Origin of the sequence: Paenibacillus sp. FSL W8-0187 (assembly GCF_037969755.1) — a bacterium.
Classification (GTDB): domain Bacteria; phylum Bacillota; class Bacilli; order Paenibacillales; family Paenibacillaceae; genus Paenibacillus_AQ.
Genome location: NZ_CP150206.1, coordinates 3476259 through 3499440, shown reverse-complemented (window position 1 = coordinate 3499440; position 23182 = coordinate 3476259). Strand labels below are relative to the sequence as shown.

Here is a 23182-nt window from a genome sequence, read left to right as displayed (position 1 = left end):
CATGGGTTAAGGAGCATCGCCGCATCACGCAAACTTGTTCACACGCATGGAAAAGGCGACAGAGGATTGATTCCCCTGCCGCCTTCTCTTTCGTATATTCCACTCAGTTATGCGTTTCTGCCTCTTTTTTGAATTTCATGATGGACCAGACAACCAATAACAGCAGAACGGACAGACATACGCTGATGCTGACCCGATTCTGTCCATCGATGAGGAAGAGGACCGTGATCACCGATAGACAAAGCGCAGTAAACGCAGTTACATAGGGGAAGCCCCATACCTTAAAGCTGGGCTGCACCGGATAAGCTTTGCGAAGCTTCAGCTGGGAGAAACAAATACAGATCCATACCAGCACCACAACGAAGCCCGGAACCGCCATCAGAACCCGAAACAGTTGGTCCTGCGCGATCAATCCAAGCAAGGAACCCGCTAATAGTATGATTGCGCAGAGTTTCAACGTATTGAGCGGAATGCCTTTACTCGTGGTCTTAGCCAGGCTCCTTGGAGCCTCCCCGGCGGCAGCCATGGAATAGATCATGCGCGTCGCGCCATAGATGCCGGAGTTGGCTGCCGACAGCACGGCCGTTACCAATATGAAATTCATAATATGGGCCGTGCCCTGCAATCCCGTAGCGGATAACACCTGAACGAAAGGACTTGCCTCTCCTCCCAGTTGGTTCCACGGAATCAATCCGCATATGATCAGGATGGGCAGCGTAAAGAACAAAATCACCCTTAAAATAAAGTTGCGTACAACTTTAGGCAGGATTTTCTCCGCATTTTCGGTTTCGGTTAATGTGAGACCGATCAGCTCGGAGCCTCCATACGAAAAGGTGACAACAAGCAGAGCCGAGAATATGGCAAACCATCCATTTGGCAAAAACCCGCCATGTGCGGTGAAATTCTGAAAGTACGGGGTGTCCGAACTCGGAATAATGCCAAACATCAGAAAACTTCCCAGCACAATAAAACTAATAATCATGGCGATTTTTATTCCGGCAAGCCAGAATTCCACTTCGCCAAAACTTCCAACACTCATCATATTGATTAAAATAATGAGTGCCGCACTTGCAAGGCTTAGCAGCCACAGCGGAACCTCCGGAAACCAGTATTGCAGAAAGCTGCCTGCCGCAATCACTTCAATCACGCATACCGACAGCCACATGAAACAATACATCCAGCCCATGACAAAAGAAACCCGCTTACCAAAGGCTTCGCGAACAAAATCTTTCATATTGCGGCCCGGATACACCGTAGCCATTTCCGTCATCGCTCCCATAACGACCAGAAGAAGCAGTCCCGCAAAGATATAAGAGAAAATAACGCCCGGGCCAGCGAGACTGATCGTCTCGGCACTTCCTTTAAATATCCCGGTGCCGATTACACCGCCCATCGCCATAAAGCTGATATGCCTTGGCCTCAATTTCTTCTGTAATGAAACTTCATCTTGTTTTGCCATTCACATATCCCCCTGATGACTTTCAAATTAACCTATTGATAAGTATAACCTTTTCTGCTAAGGAAACAACTTAAGAAATTCGCAAAGTGAATGAGGAAGTACGAGAGCTCTAATGCCTCTTTTTCTTTAATAAACGGTAAATAGGTTGTTCCTGGAGCGGATCATAAAGAGCCCGGGGAGGTCCCGGGCTCTTTATTCATTCGTTATGATTATGGCTAGCTCATACCATCACTGCTTCAGTGACGGACAGTACTTCATAGTTTGATCATCATCGCATTACATTTATTGCTTCCCAGTTGAGACGATTCTGACATTGCTGATTTTGGACATGTTACCGGAAGTATCGTACGCAACGATAAAATATTGATACATTGTATTCGGCGTCAAGCCGCTATCCTTATAATCCGTCGTATTCGACGTTCCAATGACGGTATTATTCCGATAAACCTTATACTCTGCAATGCCCGCATTATCGAATGAAGGAGTCCACTTCAATTCCACCGATGAATCGGATACGGCTACCGCTTCTTCGATGGTTGGCTGCATCGGCGCTTCGGTATCCGCGATGGTCGGTGACCACCAGTTACCCGAAACGACAATCATGCTTAGGAGACGCAGCGTATTCCCAAAGTACACATCATCATTCGTGGAGATGGAGGCATTGTGGTCCCATAGTCGGTTGAGCCACTCCTGATTCGCCGGATTGATCATGGCGCTGACCATCATCGGCGCAGAAAATGAAGTATCCGTATAATCCACGAGTACTTTTGATCCATCCAGCTTGTAACCACCATATATTTTGCTTGGATCATTCCCGGTCACTTGGCGAATCCATGACGTCATTTTATTTAGCTGCTCCTTGGCACGAGTTTCCCCTGTCATGAGAGCGTCCGTACCGATCCGCCAAGGAATACGTGAAGAGTTATAACTATAGTCCCCGTCCGTTTCAGACTCCAGGAATGTTGAATCTGCCGGAGCATAGCTGCCGTTTTTCTTGACCACAAAATCGGGCAGCAGCCCCGCATTCGGACTGTACTTTTTGTATAATCCCTCACTGATGGAATAGGTTTTGTCGATGACGCGGTCCCAATTGGCGTCTCCGCTCGCGTTTTTGAAGTCTTTCAAATGCTGAAGCATAAAATCGGAAGGACGCGTAGCACTGCCATATTTAGCATCGTCGTCGCTTACCCAATCTGCAAGCTTCAATGTCCACTCAGCATGATTAACATCACTCTTCATGATCGCGTCAATTACTTTTTTGGCTTCGGCCAAGTAATTGATCTCACCATCGCTTCCCCACTGGCGATCCGCAAGGAGCAACGCGTATGCGATATCCATATCACCGTCCGTGGCCGAATCCACGCCGCTGACATCCACAACGGCCCGACCTGTATCGCCCTGCTTCCAAGCCATAAGGTCCGGGTTGATCTTACTCGGATGTGCTCTGAAATATCGATATAGTCCGTCAAAATAAGCCTTAGCTTTAGGATCATGGCCCGCCATATGTGCGGTGATCAGCATCCCGTATCCGTGCGCTTCCGAAACGGTCATCGCTTGATACTTGACATTAAGCTCCTTGTCAAACTCTTCTTGGAACCAGTCCCCGTCGGCATACCAGACGTAGTACTGATCCGGCTCCGTAGATTGAAGATACGGCTTCTTTTTCAAGTATTTCTGCCTCCACTCATCATACAGCCGGGCAACGGTTGCATCCAGTTGCGCTTGTTGCATATGATTTGGCTTGATCGAGCCGGAGGTGTAGGCCGTATGCTGCGGAAACGGCTTGTAAGGCCCGGTGCCTTGTGAAGAAGACATCGTTTTCAAGCGGATTTCTTCAGACGGCAGCGATTCGACTCCTCCCGCGGTAACGGCCGTCACCTTGTACCGATATTCCGTGTCAGGCGTCAGCCCGGTATCGGTATATGTTATTTCCTTGGTTGTTCCAACGTGACTATCGTTGCGGTAAACATGATAACGATCCGGCGCTTTGCCAGATGGCGCTCTCCAGGTCAGGTCAATTTGGAAAGGAGACACGCCTTTGCCCGCCAAACCATCCAAAGCGGATGAGGGCTCATTCCCCTCGGTCTGATTCGAAGTGCTTACCGTGACTGGGCTGGAATTGTCTCTTCTGCCAACAGACTTGATCACCAGATTATATTGGATATCCGGATTCAATTTGTCGATAACAACACTGTACTGCGACGTTCCCGACTTCACTGGCACATAGAGGCTCCAATGCTTGCTGATCTTGTCATCCTTTTCGTAAATACGGAATCCTCTTACCTGCTCTTTACTTGAGGACGGCGCCTTCCAGGTCAACGTAGCTTTGGTACCTTGGAGTTTAACCTGTGCTCCCTCCACCGGATCCGGTTTGGTGTCTGTTCGTTTAATACCGTAATGATCGTACACCTTCAGCCCATTTTTCCCGTATCCGCTCTTTCCTTCATCTTCAACAGCGGCCGTATAGGCATCGAATTTCAGAATTTGATCTGCAACCGACACATCCGTAAACATTTTTTTCTTCGGCTGGTTGTTAATTGCTGCAAAGAAGTCGTCATACGGTTCGTTCTTGTAATAAAATTTGTTTCCAAACGCATTGGACATCAGATACACCGTTCCTTGAGGATTGACAACGTTGCCTGCTTCGTCTTTTTCCAGTTTTTTCGGATCGATGACCTTGTCCCCGTACATTTGGAAGGAACGCATATACATATGATCGTGAGCTTCAAACACCATATCGATGCCAAGTTCGTCAAAAACCGGAATCAGATTTTTCCTGTAAAATTTAACGCGATCTCCTTCCCATTGCGCGGAATTATCGCCAGCTGCATAAGGCGCTTTGTGAAGCGTCACGAATTTCCACTTCTTGTCGGTCTTCGCAACCGTGTTCCGCATCCAATCAATCTGGTTCCAAAACTGTTCGTGCTGATCATCATCCCAGTCGACGGAGCCGTCTTCGTTCAGCTTGCCGTCAAACTGCGAGTTGTACACCATGTAAAGCGCGTCGCCGTATTCAAAAGAATAGACCGAGCCATCATGTGTCGCATCCACCACTTTCCGTGGCAGATTGAAATGGTTGTAAAAGTTATTATTCGGCGTTGTGGCATCCCCGTCCCAATCCGATACTTCGTGTCCGCCCAGTACGGGTACAAATGGCACTTTCATCAGATGCTCCTGCGCAAGCCCGAGCATCCACTGCCACTGCTCTTCCAGGTCGCCATTATCAACCAGATCGCCGGCATTGATCAGAAATTTGGGGTTACCAATATGTTCGTAAGCTTTCTTGAAGGTATCTGCCCATGGTTCAAAGCCCGATTTGCTCGAGGCCTGAGAGTCGGCTCCCACGATAAAGCGATATGGCTGTGGAGTCGCCGAATCGGTTTTAAACGATCCTACGGAGCTCCATATCGAACCGTCGCCTACCCGGAATACATAATCGGTTCCCGGCTTTAATCCATTTGCGCTTGCTTTATGGCTGAAAAACTTTTTCTTCTTACCCGTCGTTCTGTCACTCTTAGTCATATAAGTCGAAATTTCCTCGGAAGTTCCGGTGAATTCAAGAACACCCTCTTTCGGAAACACGTTACCGGTTCCCGTTGATTCGGCTACCTGGACTTTCGTTCCGGCCGAGGTATCCGTGTACCAAGCAAAAGCCATGCTTGTTTTAGGATCGCCGTTCAAGGTCATGTTAATGAGTTTCGGCTGAGAGACTGAACCTACAGTCGTAAAACTCCACTCGATATTTCGAATCAGGGGAGAGCCGTCTTTTCCTTGGACCGCGGTTTGGGGAATGGTAACCCTGTAGCTTTTCCCTTGACCTAATCCGCCATGCCCCATGCGCAAGGTCGTTTGATTTATGACTTCGACGGCAAGGCTTGGAACAGGCTGATTCTGGCCATCCCGAACCGTGATGTCCTGTTTGGCCGTTACCGTGATCGGTTTATTGAACTTAACCTCAATCGGCGTTGTTACGGCTACATTTTCCGCACCTTGCTCCGGTACATAGGATACGTCGATGGTAGGCTGTTCAGGCGTTGTTCCGGAAATCGGTTCTCCGGTTACGCGAATGTTCCGAATTTTACTGGAACCTCCCGATCCAATGCCTTTCGGATTATCTTTAGGGTTGGTTGGCTTATTGGAGTTAACCACCCAGCGGATATACAGCATTTGCTTATCGTCTGCATTCGGCAAGGAGACGTTATTAAGTATGCAGGATTGATTCGGACAATTGTAACTTGAAACGATATTCATCTGAACCGTGCCTCCCGGGACGTCTGTCCATACCGTTCGGTCGGTACTTACCTGTACTTTGAAATCGTTAGGAGCGGAACCCGAAGAGCTTTGCTCCGAAGATAATTTGATATTCTTGTAGGCTGAGGTAGAAACCATGGCCAACCAATATTTCTTGCCCTGGCCGTTATCCCAGCCCTGGTAGCTAATATCTTGGGCTTTACTGTCGTAGTATTCAAAATATCCTCCGACCTGTTGCAGGATGGAGGAAGACTTGTTGAGCCCTCCGGTTGCAGGATGGATGCCTCCTTCTCCCTTGTTCTTGAAGACCCATTCGGCGAGTAAGGCCTCGGCCGCTTTCCCCGACCCACCAGAGGCTAGCTCGGGCTTACCCGTCACGGAGTCGGCATATGAATTTGCCGGCAATGTCCAGGGGATCAACAATAATGCTAAAAACAATAAGAACATTTTTTGCGGATTCCTTCCTCTTTTCTTCTTGATTCGCATGCTTTGCACCCCTTTCCCGTTCAACATGAACGGTTTGGCTTGAGGATTCGATATGAATCCCGCCTTCTTGAATATATCCGATGTTTTCTCAGGATTCTCGCGGAATCTTATTTAAAAATGGCCCTTTTCAACATATATTGCTGTTATTTTGATTAACAATTCAATCGGCTTCGGGTACAATGAGGACATCATGACATAGCTGGATTTTCGTGAGAGGTGATTTGACATCAACTTTTTTTGCTCCGATCCCTTTTATATCAGTCGAGAGAGCAAATCCCGATCGAGTATTCCTTCATTCCACTATCACGACGCTTATGAAATTCTGTATATTGTCTCTGGCGAGCTGCATTATTGTATTGGAAGTCAGCCGTTTCAGCTTGTGGGCGGTTCCATGCTGCTCATTCGTAAGAATGACGGACATCGTCTGATCAATCCTAACGGTGCGCCATTTGAAAGGGTGACCCTGCTCTTCCAAGAAGATTTCTTAGGTGGGTTGTTGACCGAGGATTCGTCTTTTCATCCTCTCTCCCCTTTCCAAACAGGTTCCGGCTCCATCCGGTTAAAGGGTCAGGAGCAGGGGTATGTCGAAGGGATTTTTGCGAAGATGGCCGCCGAATCGGTCAACGGATTTCCGGAGTCGAATTTTTATCTCAAAATCCTGTTGTCCGAGCTTTTGGTGTTCATCCACCGTATTCTAAACAGTGGTCGTCAATACATAAATGCCTCAACCAACCAGGTTCATCAGCGTATTTCCCATATTGCCCACTTTATCAATCACCACTACGAACAGCGCCTGACATTAGAGGAACTCACCAGCCGATTCCATGTAAGTCCCTCCCATCTTAGTCGAACCTTCAAGGAATCAACAGGGTTTACTCTGATCGAGTATGTGAATCACGTACGGATCAAGCAAGCGTGTCATTTGTTGAAAGAATCCCATTTACAAGTTTCCGAAATCGCCGAAAGCGTCGGCTTCGATAATTCCACCCATTTCGGCCGCACGTTTAAAAGCATAATCGGTCTCTCTCCCCTGAAATTCCGTAAAAATCATCAGGCGGATATGCGGCCGTAAACAACAAAGAGCCGAATTCCTTTAAGGGAATTCGGCTCTTTGGAACGTATGTTATGAGTACACAGACAACAGTTAGTAGTGCAAACTAATCCAAGTAATTGTAATATTCGATAATATCCGCTATCGTTTGCTTCTGATTCTTGGTTAAAGTGTAGTCTGTCGATTTATTGGATATATCCTCAAATCGTACAATGATTTCATCATTTGCTGGAATCACGTTACCAAGTAGGTCTTCCATTTTTTTATCTACATTTATATCCACTATTTCTGTCATTCCTGAACCAAAAAGATCCACATCATTCACTTTATCCATCGGGTTGAAATCTAGCTCCTGCAATTTGTCTCCTGCACGGACCTTCACTTTGGTAAACACAAATAAGGCTTTTTTTGCGTCCTCCTGATACCCAACTCGTAAGATCATGTATTTTTTGGAATCCTTTACGCCGATGTAAGGATAGAAGCTCAAGCCTTTGGTAACACCCGCGGATGGTGAGATAAAGGTAATATTTTCGACTTTATCTTCTTTAATTTCAAATTTGGACTCCAGTTCCGTTTTCCGATTCTTGATCTTAGACTCTATGTCGGTTTTCAGTTTCGTATATTCATCCTTTTTCTCAGCTTTAATAGCTTCGTCGACTACTACATTGGCTTGAACATAGTTTCCATTTTTGAATAAATCCTGTGCTTCGGCAAATTTGGCTTCATGATCATCAGTCTTGCCAGCACTTGCACTCTTCGCTGTTGTGCCGTCACCTGGATCGGATGAGGAATTGTCGGATAATCTGCCAATGACAAAAAGAACGACAAGAACCCCCACAATTATTAGCAAAATCTTTTTAAACTTCGACTTTTTTTTCTCCACTGTTACATTTTTCCCCCTTAAGGCTTATAAAATATAGTTCTATAGTATCATCGAACTATTCCAATATCAACCGTTTGAGAGATTATAAACCAAAGAGTCAAGTATAACCTTATATGACGTTGCCAATACTGTTATCTACCAGTTTTCTATTCACAAGAACCTGATGGTTTACATAATATTTATTATGTAATATTTAGTTTCCAGGGTACAACTCGTGGATTTTGGAAACCAGATCTACTGAATTGGTATGGAACGCTTCGTTTGAATCCATCCATACCGATTTCAGAAAATAAGAAGCATGAAACCGCCATCCCTGATGGTGCGGATTAAAATCCAGTTGAATCTCGCGCCCCGGACTTCCCCGGTACACCCTGGAACCCGGCTTGCGCCAACTGCCAATTCTAGTGATCCTGTCCGGATTCTGGCCCGTAATATATGTAAACCGTTCATTGTAAGGAATGTCCTTCAAATAAAACTTTGGACACCCCACAGCAAATACATGGATACCCCGAAAGTCGTACTTCTCCTCCAAATGAAGCCCTGCCTTATAGGCGACCACGCCTCCAGCGCTGTGCCCGATCAGGATCAGCTGATCCGTATCTGCTGCATGCTCGCGGATGATCTGCCCTGCGTTCACTACCCGGCGAGACTGCTCGCGAACCAAGTCATAGCCAACTTGAGTAAGCTGCCGGGCTAGCAGATGGATTAACGAGGAACCCGCTATGCCGTTTGCCATCCCATACGGAAAGATCACTACAATTTTGGCATTTGGATATCTAAGAGCAATCTCGCTTGCAGCGTCTTCAAAATTATTTCGATAGGTCAGGACACCGGCAAAAAAGAAAACCACCGTTCGGCAATTGTTTGAACAAGTGCTATAGGAGGATACGAACGTCTCTGTCATGACTTCACAGTCCCCCTCTTAAAAAGTGTTCCCAATCTTCCGTACATATGAAGAACCCCCATGATAACAATGCGATATCTGCATTGTAGCATGAGGGTCCTCATTATTTCATATTCTATTCACCTTACTTTTTGGCGGACAACCATTCAGATAACACATTAATTTCGTCAGCGGAGAGCTTGCCTTGGAATGCCGGCATTCCATTTCGGCCATTCGTGATGATGGCTGAGATTTGGCTGGCATCGTATTTGGCCCCTACATTTTGCAGGTTTGGAAAATTCCCACCTCCGCTTAAGTCCGTCGCGTGGCAAGCCATGCAGTTTGCATTGTAGAGCGAGGTTGCTTCTGCATTCGTCGCATCCCCGCCGGTTGTACCTTCCTGTGGAGCTTGTCCGCCGTTTTCTGCTGGGGCAGGCTCTGATGTGTTTTTACCTCCACATGCCACCACACCAAAAGCAAAAGCTGACAAAAGCATGACAAACAGCAACCCTTTTTTGAACATGTTTGAAACTACCTCCTTTTGTAAAATGCAAGTTATACGAGCAACCCGCCCTTTTTGCTGTATTCGAGGATTCCGTCCGCTGCGCGATACGCAAGAGCCCCGACCGTACCTGTCGGATTATAGCCGCTATTATGCGGGAAAGCGGATGCACCCACGACAAACAAATTTTCCATATCCCACATTTGCATGTAGTTGTTGATGGCTGAATTGCCAGGATTCTCACCCATAATAACCCCACCGGTATTATGAGTCGATTGGTATGTCGTTATTTCGTAAGGTCCCAGTTCCTTCAACTTCATAATATTCTGGGCCCCCATCTCCTGCAGGATCTCCGCGCAGCGATCAGAAAGATACCTAGCCAACTGACGGTCCTGCTCTTCGAAATCGAACGTGATTCGAATCAACGGATCTCCGTATGCATCCTTGTAAGTGGGATCCAAGTCTAGGTAGTGATGCCGATAAGGCATAGAAGATCCTTGGGAGCCCACGGACAGCACGCTGTTTGCATACTTCAAGGAATTCGCCTTAAACTCTTTTCCCCAACGCGGTGTATCTTCCGGAACAGGATTGTTCTGAATGGGTCTTTGTCCTGTTACCGTATGGGCGATGTTCCCCCCATGTATGAACTTTAGATCCGAGTGATCAAAATTGTCGCCGTTATAATCGTCCAAGCCCATTCCTAAGCTTCCCGCTCCGGCAAACAGATTGAATTGATCCTCAAAAAATCCGGCGGCGGTCCCCTTGATGACCTGATAAGCATAGTTTTTGCCAATCACACCTGTTCCGCTGGACGAGTCGTACGGTTTACCGATCTTAGAGAGAAGCATCAAACGAGTATTATTAAATACATACCCCGTTGAAACGACGATATCCGCTGGCTGTTCGATTTCCTCTCCCGTCGTTAGATCCGTGTACATGACACCCGTTGCCTTACCTCCCGTATGCAGGATTCGTCTTACATAGGAATGGGTCCGGATTTCGAACTTTCCGGTTTTTTTGGCAACAGGAATCACGGTAACGACCGGATCCGCTTTCGCCCCGTATTCACACCCAAACCGCTCGCAATACCCACAATACTGACAACCTGCACGGGCAATGCCATCCGGATTCGTATAGCTTTCCGACAGATTGGCTGAAGGCACCGTATAGGGATTGAGCTTCAGTTTTTTCGCCGCTTCTGTGAACATCTTCATGGATGGCGTGTGAAGCATAGGCGGTGTCGGGTAAGGATTCGAACGTTTCCCTGCCAAGGGATTTTCCTCGCCGGAGATGCCGGTCGTCTTCTCAAACTTATCAAAGAACGGCTCAAGCTGATCATAGGTTATACCCCAGTCCTGGATCATCATTTCCGGCGGTATTTTATCTTTCCCATATCGTTCTTCCGTCATGCTCCGAATTTTAAAATCGTAAGGCAAAAAACGGAATGTTTGCCCGTTCCAGTGCACCCCGGCTCCTCCCAATCCCTCGCCTAACAAGAACGAGCCATATTGCCTCATTGGAAGCGCACGTATTTTTTCAGTGCTTCGAAATGTAATCGTTTCTTTGGAGAGGTCCTGCATTAAATCGTACCGAAGCGCATAACGGAGTTCATCGTGAGCCATGTAATAGTCTTCCGTCACTCTTTCTTTACCTCGCTCCAATCCGACAACGGATAAACCGTTCTTGGTCAGTTCCGAAGCGATAATGCCGCCAGCCCAGCCGACGCCAATGATGACAACATCCGTTTTAGGTAATTTTTTAGCCATATCTATACTCCTCTCGCTAATCGTGAGCCGTTATAGGTGATCTTTTAAACTCTTAGGCGGGATGACGGTAAAATTCTTCTCGATAATATTCGTGTAAGCCATTTGGTTACCCGGATATTGCCGCATCGCCCAGCCCTGCATATTTTTATTGCCACCATATAGCGGATCACTGTAAACACCTTCTAATGTGCTGCTGCGGAGCAGGTTGAAGAACCCGCTGGCTGAGATCGTTGTCAATTTGACTTCATCGTTCTGAAAGGCTGTTAACACGGCATCCTGTTCCTCTGGCGACAGGCTCGGGAAATCTTTCTGATAATTTTTTTGGCTGTAGTTCTGAATTTCGCGCAGCCCAATGTAGAAAATCTCTCGTCTTCTTAATCGTCCCTGATAACCTTGCGTTTTCTCTCCAACATAAAAAGGCGGCTGCATGTAGTCTCTTGCATTAAAACCCCAATCACCGGCCAACTGGTGGTCGATGAAGAATGCAGCGCCAAGTTCTTTGGCGCCAGGACCATTGTCATCCGCAGGGAATATACGCTCTACGGCTGCTTCCGTGATCCGGTATTGTTCCTGGTTGAAGAACATTAATGCTTGATTGTAGTTGTTTCCATTCGTCTCAGGAGCTGGCACTGCAGGCTGAGTTGCCCGCTTCGGCAGCAGATAACCGAGTACCCCGCCCAGCACGACACCTCCCACGGCATACCCGGAGTTTCTCAGAAACTTTCGCCGTGACATCGTCTGTGAGCTGCCAGACTTCGATGGTTTGGTTTGTTGTTCGTCTTGTTCGCTCAAACTCTCAGCACCCCTACTCTTTATCATTTGGAATAATGGGTATTGTCCCCATCAAAATTTCATTCATACATTATTCTCCATCCGGGCATGATAAAAACACTAATGATATGGAGGCGAATGCTCATGAATCAATTGTGGAGCAAGTGTAGAGGTCCAATATTGGGCTCAGCACTGCTTCTTTCTTTAACTGCCTGCTTAAATCAAAACGACAACCAACAAAATGCGCAATCCATGGAACAGCGTAATGCGGATGCCGTACACTTGCACAGTACCGATGTGATCCCAAGCTATCATGGGCCCAAGACCGAAACGACCAATGTCCACGGGAAAACCACAAGCGGTATGGGCATGTCCGTGTACAGCATGATCGGCTCTTCCAGCCTGCATGAAGGCGGTGTCTCTTCCCATGTCCAGTCAAGACTCGCAAGTTCAGGCATTGAAGGAGTCAAAGCCTTTGTCCTGAATGACACGATTATTCTGGCACGTGCAGAATCACGCGTTTCTTCTAACCAATATGACAACATGCAGCAAAAGGTTTTAAGTCAGACGCAAGGAATGTCGGGTAAAGGCGAACCAAACGAAGGTGTGATCGGGGCCAAGTCTGCGGACAACGATAATATGTCGCAAGCCAAAGAGCAAGTGAAAAGCATGTTTAACGAAGAAGTCCAAATTCTAACGGTAACGAATCCGCAAGCTCCTGAGCTGATCGACCGAATTGCCTCGAAGCTGCATGGTGCGCCGCGCGACGAGTCGATCGCCAGAGATATTACAAAGCTGCTGCAAATGGCATCGGATAAAAAATAGGTAAAGGAGTTGATCATATGCCTCTAGGAAATATCGGTGTGACAGGGCTGATCCTCATTCTGTTGATCGCCTTAATTATTTTCGGTCCTTCGAAGCTGCCTGAACTGGGCCGTGCCTTCGGTCGTACACTGAGCGAGTTCAAAAACTCAACGCGTGAACTGGTTTCGAGCGAAGATATCCATGATGGAGATAAATTGAAATGACCGAGCACGAGCAGGCACAAGAACAGGAGCAGCATATATTGGAGCACTTAACAGAGCTCCGCAAGCGGATTCTCATCACATTGGGCACCTTTTTGGTAGCCCTTTGTGCCGCTTTTCTGTATGTTGAACCCCTATATGAAATGTTGACTCGAGACGTGGAGGGTCAGCTTCAAGTATTGGGACCAACGGACGTGATTTGGGTATACTTCATGATTGCAGGCGTTATAGCTCTGGCGGTGACGATGCCTGTTGCCGGATTTCAGGTATGGCGTTTCGTCGTACCCGGCTTAAGCACCATTGAGCGGCGTGCTTCTCTGGCGTATATCCCCGCGATCGGAGCCCTTTTTTTATTGGGGTTGGCTTTTGGTTACTTTGTCATTTACCCCATGGTCCTGTCCTTTCTGGATTCGCTGTCGCATCATTTCATAACAGCTTATACAGCTGAGAGATACTTCCGTTTTATGGTGCATATGACCGTACCGTTCGGTGTGCTGTTCGAAATGCCCGTCGTTATCATGTTCTTGACCTCGATTGGCATCCTGAATCCGCTCCGCTTAGCTAAAATGCGGAAAATCGCCTACTTGCTGCTGACGATAGCAGCTGTTACCATTACACCGCCGGATATCGTGTCGGACATTCTTGTCATTGTGCCCCTGTTGCTTCTATATGAAATTAGCGTTGGACTGTCTCGCATTATATACCACAAAAGGCTGACCAAGCTGGAATTGATAAGCGAATAAAAAACCGGTTCGAATCAGGGATATTGCGAATAGATACTAAAAAAGCTTGGAGATCTCTTTTAGATCCCAAGCTTTTAATATGAGTAAGAATATTATAATAACCTTAGAAAATCGTAGGCACCATTCCGCCATCCATACGAATTGGAGAACCTTTAAACGCGGATGCGTAAGGACTGCACAGGAATGCAGCCAGTCTACCTATTTCGATAGGCTTGATAAATCGCTGTATTTCGGATTGAGGTAGGTTCGTAACCATAAATTCCTTCTCTTTTTCAGAAAAAGTCATATTTTTATCAGGGTACATTCCTTCTATGATTTGGTACACATTCTCTGAGAGGGTTGGTCCTGGCATAATCGTATTAACGGTTACTTCCGTTCCCCTGGTTAATTTGGACAAGCTCTTAGACAAGGATAAGAGCATTGATTTTGTCATGCAGTATTGAGGCATTTGTCCTGAAGGCATTACGGCTTCTTCGCTGGCTATAAAAATAATGCGCCCATCATCACGTTTCAACATATGTGGCAAGTAAAATTTAGTTAATCCATTAGCTGCAAGCACATTCGTACGGAAATATTTCTCCCATACCTCATCATCAACATCCTCATACTGCATAATTTCATAAATACCCATGTTGTTAACTAAAATATCCACATGGGGATATTTTTCAAACAAAGCTTCTCTTTGCTTTGCATCCACGATATCGGCTGTAGCATTTTGAGGAGACGTCGCCGGGAATTGGGACTTGATGTCATTCACGGTTTGCTCGACCTCTTCATGATTTCGTCCATTAATGAGTACATGAACACCTTCTCTTGCAAGTTCAATAGCAATGGCCTTACCTATGCCTTTTGTTGAACCGGTAACTAGAGCCGTTTTATTGTTTAATCCCATATCCATAATATAATCATTTCTCCTTTGTGATCCGGATAGTGATTATATTACTTTGTCAGGAATGTTGAGTAACTAGCACATAGCGCCAAAGTACTTGTATAACACGCCAATTGATAATACTAAAGCAACACACTGAAGTAACCTGCAACCTCTCTATAGAAACCGTTTAGTTGAGAACGCTATGAATTCATGGTCAGCATTCCCTGCTGTTGTTCTGAAAGCGAATGGGTACTAAGATGCTCAGTACGCCAATTTGATGGAGTATCTCCTTCCCAAAGACGGAAGGCACGGTAGAACGAGTTCTGATCTTCATATCCAATCAAAAAAGCAACTTCTTTGAGATCGAGCGAGGGGTCTGCCAAGTACTCAATGGCCTGCTCGTGCCTAGCTTGCATCAGCAATTGCTTGAAGCTCGTATTTTCTTCCGTTAACCTGCGCTGTAACGTACGATCACTCATATTGAACTCCTTCGCCACAGACTGAATGTCAGGTCGCCCTCCTGTAAGACTGCGCTTCATGATCCACTTAACCAGGTCGGTAATGGATTGGTTGCTCTGTAGTTCATCAAGCGAACGGTCCAGAGCGGGAGTTAGGATCTCCAGCAATTCTTCGTTATACGAGATAAAAGTGCGGTCCAGATCTCTTCGATAGAGCGTCAACCGGTTACGCGAAGCACCCATCCGGATACGACAGCCGAAATAAGCTTCAAGAGCTTGGACATCGCCCATAGGCTGCGAAAATTCAACCAAGTGTGCGGTCAATGGTTGGCCTGTGCCCCGGCGTCCAAGCTCCAAAAGACATGCTAGTGTGATACCCACAAGCAGCGGAGGACCGGGCTGTTCGCCTGGATTCAGCCATTCCAGCTCGATGGTGCAGTACTCGCCTTCCTCGGTAATCAGCAAGCCTTCGGGTGGACATAGTTGTTTATACCGAGCCATTCGGTTTAGAGCATCGCGGTAGTCACGAGCGTGGTAAGGCGCTAAGACGGTCGGTGGGTACTGCGCCGTTTCAAAAACGGTCGCAAGCTTGATGATGGCTTGGGCCGTGTCACCAATGAGATCGGAATAAGCCTTCCAGATCGCGAAATATTGGGCAGTGGTGACTATGGACTCCGTTATGATGGTGAGCGGTAATTGTGCTTTGCGTGCTATGTCATGAGCGGCAATCCCTAATTGATGTAATCCTTCCCAAAATCCCGGCGGGATTTTAATACGGCCAGATGCATAATGCTTCATTTATAGGGCTCCTTTATATACTGTTTATTGTAATGTTAGATATTCCTTGATTCCGTCCAGGATGGAACTTGCTATCCTGTATTGGACTTCTTCTGTTAGCATTTCTTCCTCTTCTTGCGGATTGGTTAAGTAACACATCTCCAGCAGAACGGCAGGCATATTGGTATCCTTCAATACAAAGAAATCCTCATGCTTCACTCCCCGGTCTCGAAACCCGACGCCTTTCACGCTATGCTTATGCATAAGGTCAGCCAAGATGAAGGAGTTGTCGTTGTAATAATAAGTTTCGATGCCTGAAACGCTGGAATCCTCGTACGTATTGCCGTGAATGGATATAAATAAATCTGCAGGATCGATAACTACTATATAGGTCGATTCTGGATCGTGCTGTGTTTGTTTGCCATGCGAGCGATCATTCGAACTGGTTATATCCGCCATACGATAGCTTGCTGAACCTTCATTCGAAAGATTATTATACAGCAAAATAATGAATATTGCTGACAATATAAGCGGTATGATCGTTGCACCCTTTTTCATCCGTTTTCTCCCCCTTCCTTAAACGTGTGTACAAGGGTGACATCAAGATCAAGTGGAGATGAAATCAACATCAATTAAAAAAAGCGCAGAACCGAGGTTCTACGCTTTTTATTGAGATACGTCCTTATTCTTCATCCTCGCCAGTAATTCTTAATGGTGTCCCCACTTCCAGCCTTGGGCCATTATCTGAAAATGCGATAACCCGACTGATGACAATGTCTTCCTCGGTAGCTTCATGAACAACATATTGCAGCACAATCGTCTGGCCTGCCCCAAGAGGCGCTCTGACCTGGGAGCAGTTCCGGAATCACCGTTGTGAAACCGGTCAGTGATTCAAAGACTCGTACCTCAGTCAAAACATTATTAGAGACATTGGCTACCGTAACGGTGATATTGGTGGAGCTTCCAGGAGGAACCGGATTCAGATATTTGTTCGCTTCCCGTAAAATTAAAGGTAAAGGTATCCACTATATGGTCATCTATGGAATCGCCTTCTTCTCGCTTTTCTTCAACTAAATGCGTTGTATGAACACCGTCCCATAACTAGTATTCTACAGTGATTCCCATCATTTTTCGTGGCTTTCTGAATCCATCTGCTCTGAAGCTGCTGCAGGTAACCATCCTTCCAGCAGCGCTCCCCCTTCCGGATGATTGCTTGCGGCAAGCTCGCCTCCGTGCTGCCTAACAATTCTTTGTGAAATGGTTAAGCCTAATCCGCTTCCTCCAGTAGAGCGGCTTCTGGAGGCTTCCCCGCGATACAGCGGTTCAAATACACGCTCAAGTTCTTCCAGAGAGAAGCCCGACCCGGTATCGCGTATCGCAAACATAACCTTATTGCCATCTTTGTTGCACAGGACTTCGATGTCACCATCTGTAGGTGTGTGTCTGACGGCATTATCCAGAAGATTGTTCATGGCTCGCTCCAATAAATGCATATCTCCATTGATGATGCAGCCATCTGTTACACGGAATGAGATCGAGATGCCTTTTTGCCGAGCCAGCGGACTCAGACTGTCCATCGAATTCCGGATAACCTGGTTAAAATCAACCGTTTTAGTGTTCAGTTCCGACTCCACATACTCCATTTTTGTAAAGGTGAACAGATCCTCTACCAACCGATCCAATTGTGCCGATTTATCCTTGCAAACCGCCACATATTGGGCCATTTTTTCCGGAGATTGAGCGATCCCTTGCTCCAGACCATCCAAATAGCCCCGCAAAGCGAACAAAGGTGTCCGCAAATCATGCGCAACTGCCGCAATGACGAATCGGCGTTCCTCCTCCAATTCGGCCTGTTTTCGATAGGATTGCTCAAGCCCCTTGACCATAACATTGAAACCGTCGCGGACTTCAGCGATTTCGGTGATCCTCGACATGGGTAACCGAACATCCCAATCTCCTGTTGCAATTTGTCTAGCTGCGATTCCCATCTTCTCAAGTGGTTTAAGAACGAATCGCCTCATTTCCATTCCAACAACAAAGATCGCAAGCAGCAGCCCGACAAAAGCCGACATCACTTGAAATTGATTGGACTGAGGCAGATACAGAATAACCCTTCCCAACAGCTGGCCGTCCTCGATGACAGAGAACCGCTCGGTAGATAAATTAGTTCCTCGTCGATCTGGATTGGAACGATAAATTTCCTGATCTGCTGCGGATTGAATGAGAACATCCATCTTCGCTTCGCGCAGTGCTGAATACAATTGGTTTTGCCAGTCGGAATCCGTCCATTGGTCTGTGCCCGATTCAATTCGCTGAGTCATTTCCGATATATTTCGTTGCAGCGTCTCATTTTGCAGCCGACCTTTTTCGAAGCTGAGCGTCTTCGTCTCCATAAAGTGAGCAGCAACAAAGAAGATCCACGGCAAAGTGAGAATAAAGACGAAGCAGAGCATAGTAAACGTGCGAATGCGGAGTGACCTCATGTTACCCTCCCTCAAAGCGATACCCTACTCCCCATACGTTGACCAGGAATATCGGTTGGTTCGGATCAGCTTCGATTTTCTCACGAAGTCGGCTGAGATGGACCCGAATCGTGTGCCTGTCGCCCACCCCATCCCAAAATTTCGCTAGTAATTGTTCATAGGAGAAAACATGTCTCGGATGTTCGGCAAATAATCGCAGCAACTCATATTCCCTGGGTGTCAGCACGACGTTATTTCCATCCACTAGTACTTCTCTTGTGGACAGATTTAACTTGATTCGCCCGTAATCCAAGACCCTGCTATCCATTTGCTGCGGGGAAGCGGAACGCCGCAATACCGCTTTCACTCTGGCAACGATTTCACCAGGTGAAGCGGTTTTAACAATATAATCATCGCCTCCGAGAGTCAGGCCTCGAATCTTATCCACATCATCGCTGCGAGCACTCAAGAACAGGATCGGAACATGGCTCTCCCCGCGAATCCGGCGGCAAAACTCAAATCCGTTTTGTCCCGGCATCATAATGTCCAGAACAATACAATGAATGGAGTTCTGCTTAAATATGTCCCACGCTTGAGCGGTATCGCAAGCAGTTTTCACTTGAAAGTTGTCATTCTCTAGAAAATCTCTTAATAACTCAACGATGCTTTGGTCATCGTCTACAACCAGTATCGTCTTGAAAACACTCATGTTTATCCCACCTTTGCTTTCCTAGTTTATCATTTTTTTAGCTAGAACTAACGCGAGCTTATGTATTGTGATGATTTGTTTATACTTTTGTGACCTTTCTATATCTTCGTTTGAGATATTCTTTTGTTATGCTTCTATTTGCGCACACAGACAGCCAATATTTCGGGTGATCTTCCCGCGCACTCATCGAAAAGGAGGTTTACATATGGGTTTGGAAAATAACGCTTTCTCGTTCTTTCCTTTTGGCGCTTTGTTTTGTCTCACGCTGTTCTCTTTCCTGGCGGTTCGAGTATACACGATTCGTCATCGTTACAAAAACCATCAAAAGGATGATATCGCTATGATTCTGAAGAACCGAATGGCCAAAGGTGAAATTGATGAGAAGGAATATCGCATGCTGAAAGATCTTCTAACCAAATAGAGACAAGGAGAATTTATTGATGCTAAACGTTCAAATCGTGTTGTTTGATGGCTTCGATCTTCTGGATGCGTTAGCTCCTTATGAGGTCTTTTGCGCCGCAGCCATGAATGCTGAAAACGAGTTAAATGTAGAATTGGTCACGGCCGAAGGACCAAGATCCGTGCCTAGCGGCATCAACGGGTTGAAGATTGAAGCAAATGGCAGACTGGACCCGGAACGTGAGGGCATCATTCTCGTTCCGGGCGCGTCCGGCGACGTCGAAGGTGATGGGCCCGATTCGATTCCGACTATTCTGGGCCGGGCCATGAGTACCGAATTGACCAGGTTGATCAAGCAGGCTCTCCAGCAAAAAGACATTACAGTCGCTACGGTCTGTGGCGGTTCCCTGATTCTTGCTATGGGAGGCCTCTTAGAAGGCCGGCCGGCGGTAACGAACCACCTGGGCATGGACTTACTTGGTGCAACTGGAGCAGTTCCCGTCTCGGCTCGCGTCGTGGACGACGGTAATCTGGTCACTGGCGGCGGTGTAACTTCAGGACTCGATGTAGCGCTATATCTGGTCGAACGTGAACTTGGGCCTCGTATCGCTCACGCGGTCGAGCAGTTATTCGAATATGAACGAAGAGGCACGGTCTGGAAGGATACAGGGATAAAGCCTAACGTTAATAAATCAGTGACGAGCGACGAACCAAATGTCGCGGTGAACATAACAGCGATGACACCCACGCCCAGCTCCCAGCATAGCAAAAGCATACAGGCATCGGTCTTCGACGGGGATTGGGAGACCACTATCGCTACGCCCGTCGGGAAGATGGAGGTCAAGCTCTCCATATTGACAAGGAACGATATGATCCAGGGCACGGCAACGCAGGGGGATGAAACCATTGAGTTTATGAACCCTGTGCTTCAGGATAACAAGCTGGCCTGGTCACTACGAATCACGAAACCCATGCGCTTGAATCTCAAATTTGAAGTTGTCGTCGATGGAGATCACATGGTCGGTATAGCCAAAGCTGGCCTTCTGCCTGCATCCAAATTAACAGGAAATCGGGTTTCCTGATCGTAAAAAAGAAAAACCGCGGCATACACGCGATAATGGCTTCCAAGGATGTATGTCGATCGAGTTTTTCTTTACCAGGAATGGTGTGTATCAAATCTAGAGTTTCGGGAGTTGCGAGCGGATGAAGAAACGAAAATCGTTATATCTATTGCTGGCCTGTATCAGCATTCTATTTATACTACACGCCTTGGTGAAAAACTATTGGATCGATCCCGCTGCTTCGGGGTTTTTAAGTCATAAGACCGGGCTGAAGCGCGAGCTCAATCTCCCGGATTGGCTAAATGTTATGTACGTTCATGTTGCATTCGCATGTATGGCCATGGCATCGGGACTGGTTAACTTTTCGAATCGAATATTTGAAAGAAGCCGCCGGCTCCATCGCATAAACGGCTATGTATATATCGTATCCGTACTGCTAGTTGTGCTGACTTCCGGATATATGGCCCCCTATGCCACTGGCGGAAAATTAAGCAGTATGGGATTCAATCTGCTGAATATGATCTGGCTGTTTATCACCATTACGGCGCTCGTCCAAATCAAGAGGAAACGGATCATCTGTCATCGAAATTGGATGATTCGCAGTTATGCCTTTTGCTTCACGAACATGTTGATTCATCTCATTACTTCCCTTTTTCATCAGGGATTCGGGTATGTTTACGCTACCAGCTACACCATCGGCGTTTACGGCTCAATTGCGCTGCTGCTAGTTATTCCTGAAATTATCATCAGAACGAATCGAAAGGAATTGGTATAAGAATGAAAAGAATACTTAGCTTACTCATGTCGTTTACGCTCGTTCTAAGTCTGTTAGCCCCCGCAGCAAGCGCGGAAACAAAAAAGAATCAGGATCCATCCAAAGACAAAAGCGTGCATGTACAAATCGTATTATTCGATGGATTTGATCTGCTGGACGCATTAGCGCCTTATGAAGTATTTGCTGCAGCTGGAATGTACACTGGAGGAAAAGTTACGGTAGAATTGGTATCTGCAGAAGGTAAGCGTTCGGTTCCGAGCGGGCTGGATGGACCCACGCTTGAAGCCCAAGCCGTATTAGACCCTAATCGTCCCGGGATTATTGTAGTTCCTGGAGCTTCGGGAAAGCCAGCGGGGAATACCGCAGATGCAATCCCCAACATATTAAGGCAGGCTAAGGATACGGGCTTAACCAGTATGGTGAAACAAGCTATGAATAATAAGGAAGTTACGGTGGCTACCGTGTGTGGAGGTTCATTGCTGCTGGCTATGGATGGTTTATTGAAGGATAGATATGCTGTCACCAATCAGATAGGCATGGGTGCATTAGGAGCTCTCGGTGCAATTCCAGTTGATGCAAGAATCGTGGAAGATGGTCCTCGCTTGGTGACTGGCGGAGGTGTTACTTCCGGACTTGATGTGGCCTTGTATTTGGTTGAGCGTGAAGTCGGGCCACAGATTGCGAATGCCATCGAAAAGTTATTTGAATACGAGCGTAGAGGCACGGTGTGGCAAGCAAAAGGCATCACGCCGATTAGCTTTGAGACGAGCCAGGAAACGCCTAAAAAAATACAACCCGCTGTACCGGGGAAGAAAGCTGAAAAATAAGGACTCGAGGCATTCGGGGAGCTTCGAACCTCGTCGGCCCCACCTGCCGTTTATTAGAGATATCTAGTCACAATGATTACATGTCGTTTCATTTACTCGCTTAAAGAAATGCATGAATTCATCAAAAAAGCCGCAATTATGCGGCTTTTTGCGTGTATGTTATTCTCTATCAAAAAATCTACTATACCCTTTTTGAAAATCCGGCTTGCGAGGATTATTCTTGAGAGTTTCAACCATATCATATAATCCATAAATCCTGTTATATACTTTGCTTCTTTCGTATAAGTTTTTCTCGATTGAACCGTATTCATCAAATACCTCTCGACGGAATTCCTCGGGGTAATAACACATATACATAAAGTCCAGGGCAGGGTCCTCGATCCCTCCTTCGCTGAAATCGATAACCCCCAGGCGACCGGCCTCCTCATCCCAAAGCACATTATCATAATGAAAATCCCCATGCACTAAACAAGTCTGAGTCGATCCAGAAATTTCATAATACATACTCAGAAATTCCATAATCTGATTCATCTCGATTCTGGAAAGTTTGTTCTCCAAAAGTGAGAGCCCTTGCTCCATGTCGTTTCGAACATCCTGTTCAAAGCGGGTATGCAAGTTCAAGCCTTGTTCTGGTACCGTATGAAGTTGCCTTAAAAATCTTCCTACCAACCTTCCAATTTGTTTTGCATTCTTTTTATTTTCCTCAACATATTGCGGTGTAATCCGATACCCAGGCACATAATTCTCTATCACAAAATCCTCAGTATGAGATACATATAAGCTTTCTGGTAAAACTATCTCCGCGTGCTTTCCTAATCTGCGAATCAGTTCCTGTCTTGCATGATAAGTGTCGAAATGAAATCCATCACGATAGAAAGAGATAACGTTTGTTTTGTCTAAGATGACAACATCTTTCTCGCATCCAGTGTTGATTATTTCAATGGTTTGATAAGTCATTTCTCCTATTTCAGCTTTCACAAGTTCCAGCTTACGCGCAAGCAACTGCTCATTCATTGTGATTTC

At 46.5% G+C, this 23182-nt stretch carries 22 protein-coding genes; 9 read left to right on the top strand and 13 right to left on the bottom strand.

The genetic code is table 11. The features are described 5' to 3' along the window. Window positions 1–103: 103 nt before the first annotated feature. Complete coding sequence (locus tag MKY48_RS15705; RefSeq protein WP_339293375.1) at window positions 104–1459, bottom strand: amino acid permease; 1356 nt, start codon at window positions 1457–1459, stop codon at window positions 104–106. A gap of 282 nt (window positions 1460–1741) precedes the next feature. After that, window positions 1742–6196, bottom strand: coding sequence for a glycosyl hydrolase family 8 (locus MKY48_RS15700; protein ID WP_339293374.1), 4455 nt, complete (start codon window positions 6194–6196; stop codon window positions 1742–1744). Window positions 6197–6422: 226 nt separating this feature from the next. Between MKY48_RS15700 and MKY48_RS15695 the strand changes: the two genes are divergently transcribed. Then, window positions 6423–7268 (top strand): helix-turn-helix domain-containing protein, encoded by an 846-nt coding sequence (locus tag MKY48_RS15695; RefSeq protein WP_339293514.1) that lies wholly within the window; start codon window positions 6423–6425, stop codon window positions 7266–7268. Window positions 7269–7353: 85 nt separating this feature from the next. Here MKY48_RS15695 and MKY48_RS15690 read toward each other — a convergent pair whose 3' ends face one another. The 5 genes from MKY48_RS15690 to MKY48_RS15670 form a co-directional block, all read right to left on the bottom strand. Beyond that, the gene (locus tag MKY48_RS15690) at window positions 7354–8130 is read right to left on the bottom strand and encodes a hypothetical protein (protein ID WP_339293373.1); all 777 of its coding nucleotides are present in this window, start codon (window positions 8128–8130) and stop codon (window positions 7354–7356) included. 193 nt (window positions 8131–8323) lie between these two features. Beyond that, window positions 8324–9034 (bottom strand): alpha/beta hydrolase, encoded by a 711-nt coding sequence (locus tag MKY48_RS15685; protein WP_339293372.1) that lies wholly within the window; start codon window positions 9032–9034, stop codon window positions 8324–8326. Between the two features lie 124 nt (window positions 9035–9158). Then, window positions 9159–9536, bottom strand: coding sequence for a c-type cytochrome (locus MKY48_RS15680; RefSeq protein WP_339293371.1), 378 nt, complete (start codon window positions 9534–9536; stop codon window positions 9159–9161). Between the two features lie 32 nt (window positions 9537–9568). After that, a complete protein-coding gene (locus MKY48_RS15675; protein ID WP_076323385.1) occupies window positions 9569–11281 on the bottom strand; it encodes a GMC family oxidoreductase in 1713 nt (570 codons plus the stop codon). A gap of 30 nt (window positions 11282–11311) precedes the next feature. Then, window positions 11312–12073 (bottom strand): gluconate 2-dehydrogenase subunit 3 family protein, encoded by a 762-nt coding sequence (locus MKY48_RS15670; protein ID WP_339293370.1) that lies wholly within the window; start codon window positions 12071–12073, stop codon window positions 11312–11314. A gap of 123 nt (window positions 12074–12196) precedes the next feature. Between MKY48_RS15670 and MKY48_RS15665 the strand changes: the two genes are divergently transcribed. Genes MKY48_RS15665 through tatC form a run of 3 tightly spaced genes read left to right on the top strand, consistent with a single transcriptional unit; the run spans window position 12197 to window position 13820 of the window. Then, window positions 12197–12877, top strand: coding sequence for a hypothetical protein (locus MKY48_RS15665; protein ID WP_339293369.1), 681 nt, complete (start codon window positions 12197–12199; stop codon window positions 12875–12877). A gap of 17 nt (window positions 12878–12894) precedes the next feature. Further along, window positions 12895–13080: a twin-arginine translocase TatA/TatE family subunit gene (gene tatA, locus MKY48_RS15660; RefSeq protein ID WP_071221680.1), complete on the top strand. Its 186-nt coding sequence runs from the start codon at window positions 12895–12897 to the stop codon at window positions 13078–13080. Further along, the gene (gene tatC / locus MKY48_RS15655) at window positions 13077–13820 is read left to right on the top strand and encodes a twin-arginine translocase subunit TatC (RefSeq protein WP_339293368.1); all 744 of its coding nucleotides are present in this window, start codon (window positions 13077–13079) and stop codon (window positions 13818–13820) included. Before tatA ends, tatC begins: the two co-directional genes overlap by 4 nt. 103 nt (window positions 13821–13923) lie before the next feature. Here tatC and MKY48_RS15650 read toward each other — a convergent pair whose 3' ends face one another. The 3 genes from MKY48_RS15650 to MKY48_RS15640 form a co-directional block, all read right to left on the bottom strand. After that, window positions 13924–14718, bottom strand: coding sequence for an SDR family oxidoreductase (locus MKY48_RS15650; protein ID WP_339273168.1), 795 nt, complete (start codon window positions 14716–14718; stop codon window positions 13924–13926). Window positions 14719–14891: 173 nt separating this feature from the next. Further along, window positions 14892–15947 (bottom strand): helix-turn-helix domain-containing protein, encoded by a 1056-nt coding sequence (locus tag MKY48_RS15645; protein WP_339293367.1) that lies wholly within the window; start codon window positions 15945–15947, stop codon window positions 14892–14894. A gap of 24 nt (window positions 15948–15971) precedes the next feature. After that, window positions 15972–16484: an N-acetylmuramoyl-L-alanine amidase gene (locus MKY48_RS15640; RefSeq protein WP_339293366.1), complete on the bottom strand. Its 513-nt coding sequence runs from the start codon at window positions 16482–16484 to the stop codon at window positions 15972–15974. A 315-nt stretch (window positions 16485–16799) separates the two neighbouring features. On the opposite strand from MKY48_RS15640, the gene MKY48_RS15635 reads away from it, so the two are divergent. After that, window positions 16800–17000: a hypothetical protein gene (locus tag MKY48_RS15635; RefSeq protein WP_339293365.1), complete on the top strand. Its 201-nt coding sequence runs from the start codon at window positions 16800–16802 to the stop codon at window positions 16998–17000. 50 nt (window positions 17001–17050) lie between these two features. On the opposite strand, the gene MKY48_RS15630 is transcribed toward MKY48_RS15635, so the two are convergent. Both MKY48_RS15630 and MKY48_RS15625 read right to left on the bottom strand, forming a co-directional pair. Then, window positions 17051–18409: a HAMP domain-containing sensor histidine kinase gene (locus tag MKY48_RS15630; protein ID WP_339293364.1), complete on the bottom strand. Its 1359-nt coding sequence runs from the start codon at window positions 18407–18409 to the stop codon at window positions 17051–17053. A gap of 1 nt (window position 18410) precedes the next feature. After that, a complete protein-coding gene (locus tag MKY48_RS15625) occupies window positions 18411–19097 on the bottom strand; it encodes a response regulator transcription factor (protein WP_076323376.1) in 687 nt (228 codons plus the stop codon). Window positions 19098–19302: 205 nt separating this feature from the next. On the opposite strand from MKY48_RS15625, the gene MKY48_RS15620 reads away from it, so the two are divergent. The 4 genes from MKY48_RS15620 (at window position 19303) to MKY48_RS15605 (ending at window position 22159) form a co-directional block, all read left to right on the top strand. Continuing rightward, window positions 19303–19518: a hypothetical protein gene (locus MKY48_RS15620; RefSeq protein WP_339293363.1), complete on the top strand. Its 216-nt coding sequence runs from the start codon at window positions 19303–19305 to the stop codon at window positions 19516–19518. A 19-nt stretch (window positions 19519–19537) separates the two neighbouring features. Continuing rightward, window positions 19538–20578 carry a DJ-1/PfpI family protein gene (locus MKY48_RS15615; RefSeq protein ID WP_339293362.1) on the top strand — a complete coding sequence of 347 codons (1041 nt, stop codon included), beginning with the start codon at window positions 19538–19540 and terminating at the stop codon, window positions 20576–20578. 121 nt (window positions 20579–20699) lie between these two features. After that, on the top strand, window positions 20700–21332 hold the full coding sequence (locus tag MKY48_RS15610; RefSeq protein WP_339293361.1) for a DUF2306 domain-containing protein: 633 nt from the start codon (window positions 20700–20702) through the stop codon (window positions 21330–21332). A 2-nt stretch (window positions 21333–21334) separates the two neighbouring features. Further along, window positions 21335–22159, top strand: a complete 825-nt coding sequence (locus tag MKY48_RS15605) for a DJ-1/PfpI family protein (protein ID WP_339293360.1) — start codon at window positions 21335–21337, stop codon at window positions 22157–22159. A 159-nt stretch (window positions 22160–22318) separates the two neighbouring features. On the opposite strand, the gene MKY48_RS15600 is transcribed toward MKY48_RS15605, so the two are convergent. After that, window positions 22319–23173 carry an aminoglycoside phosphotransferase family protein gene (locus MKY48_RS15600; RefSeq protein ID WP_339293359.1) on the bottom strand — a complete coding sequence of 285 codons (855 nt, stop codon included), beginning with the start codon at window positions 23171–23173 and terminating at the stop codon, window positions 22319–22321. Window positions 23174–23182 lie beyond the last annotated feature (9 nt).